3 protein-coding genes are annotated in these 1680 nt (G+C 60.8%); all 3 read right to left on the bottom strand.

Going from position 1 to position 1680, the window contains the following annotated elements:
* Nucleotides 1-528 (bottom strand): 2-oxo acid dehydrogenase subunit E2 (locus tag ACXRVY_RS27635; RefSeq protein ID WP_458238796.1); only part of this gene is annotated, 528 nt, incomplete at its 3' end.
* A 3-nt stretch (nucleotides 529-531) separates the two neighbouring features.
* The gene (locus tag ACXRVY_RS27640) at nucleotides 532-765 is read right to left on the bottom strand and encodes a lipoyl domain-containing protein (RefSeq protein WP_223458791.1); all 234 of its coding nucleotides are present in this window, start codon (nucleotides 763-765) and stop codon (nucleotides 532-534) included.
* Nucleotides 766-769: 4 nt separating this feature from the next.
* The coding region (locus ACXRVY_RS27645; RefSeq protein ID WP_458238797.1) for an alpha-ketoacid dehydrogenase subunit beta at nucleotides 770-1680 on the bottom strand (911 nt) is incomplete at its 5' end.

Raw genomic sequence — 1680 nt, forward strand, 5'->3', positions numbered from 1 at the left:
GGCCACCTGAGGGACATTGAGGATGGGCGTGAAGAAACGCACCCGCGACAGCCCCAGGTTGGTCACGGTCACCGTGGCGCCCGTCAGCTCCTTCACCGAGAGCTTCCCGGACAGTGCCTTGTCCACCAGGGCCCGGCGTGCAAATGCCAAGCCCTGCGCATCCAGTTGGTCGGCATCGAACAGTGCGGGCGCCACCAGCAGATCGTCCGGCAGCGGGATCGCCAGACCGAGATGCACCGAACCATGCCGCGTGATTTGGTTATCCTGCAGGGTTGCGTTGAGTCCCGGATGGTTCTTCAGGGAACATACGATCTCAAACAGCAGCAGGTCCTGGAGCGATACCTGGCTACCCGCAGCCTTCAGCTGCGCCCGTTTCGCCTGCAGGTTGGTCAACTCGCATTCAGCGTGATGAGTCAGTTGCGCGGCAGTCTGCAAGCTTTCGCTCATCTTCGCAGCGATCATTTTTCGCATGCCTTTCAAGAGCACGGTGCTACCGGTACGGGCAGCAACATTCTGTATGTGCCCCATGGCTCACTCCACTAACCCGATGGTTGCGCCTTTGACCACCACAGCGTCTTCTTCTTCGAGGATTTTCAGCACGCCGCAAGCTGGTGCCTCGATCTCGAACTGGGCCTTTTCAGACATGATTTCTGCCACCAGGTCGCCTTGACCAACTTCGGCGCCATCACTGACCAGCCAGGAAGTGATTACGGCTTCGGCGTCGCCTTCCCAGAGGTCGGCGGGAATCAGGATTGAGTTGGACATGTTGTTATTCCTCGTTCTTCAGGTTCTGGTAGGCCGCAACGATCTTTGCTGCGCAAGGCAGCGCCCATTGCTCCATAGGCGGTGTGAAAGGAATCGGAATGTCGGGGAAAGCCACTCGCTGCGGGCGCGCCTTGAGCATCCCGATGTCGTGTTCGACGACGCTGGCGATGATTTCGCCGCTCACACCAAAGCTGTGATAGTCCTCGTCGACAACGATGAGTCGGCCGGTCTTGCGCACAGAGGCGATGACGTGCTCACGGTCCAGCGGCACCAGACTGCGCAGGTCCACGACTTCGGCGCTGACACCCTGCTGCTCCAACTGCCGGGCAGCGCGCAGCGCGTGATGCACGCCGGCACCCAGGCTGACGATACTGACATCACTGCCTTCGCGGACCGTCTTCGCCTTGCCGATCTCCACGGTATAGGGTTCCTCCGGTACAGCCACCGTGGCGCCCTTTTCGGTACCCAGCCAGCCCATGCCCTGCAGCGACTTGTGGAACAGGTAGACGACCGGGTTGTCATCACGAATGGCGGCGGTCATCAGGCCCTTGGCGTCGTAGGCGTTGCTCGGCACCACCACCTTCATGCCTGGCAGGTGAGCGAAGGTGCCGTAAAGGCACTGCGAATGCTGCCCGGCGTCGGAGTAGCCGGCACCGGTGGATGCCATCAGCACCATGGGCACGCTGACCTTGCCGCCGGAGAAGTAGGTGTTCTTCGCCATCAGGTTGTAGATCGCGTCCATACAGACGCCGAAGAAGTCGACGAACATCAGTTCGACAATCGGACGCATGCCGTCAGAGGCCGCGCCCACGGCAGCGCCGATGAAGGCGGTTTCCGAGATAGGCGTATCGCGAATGCGCGCGCTGCCGAATTCTTCATGCAGGCCACGGGTGTTGCCGGTCTCTGATACACATC

This window comes from Pseudomonas sp. P5_A2_2 (assembly GCF_054177685.1).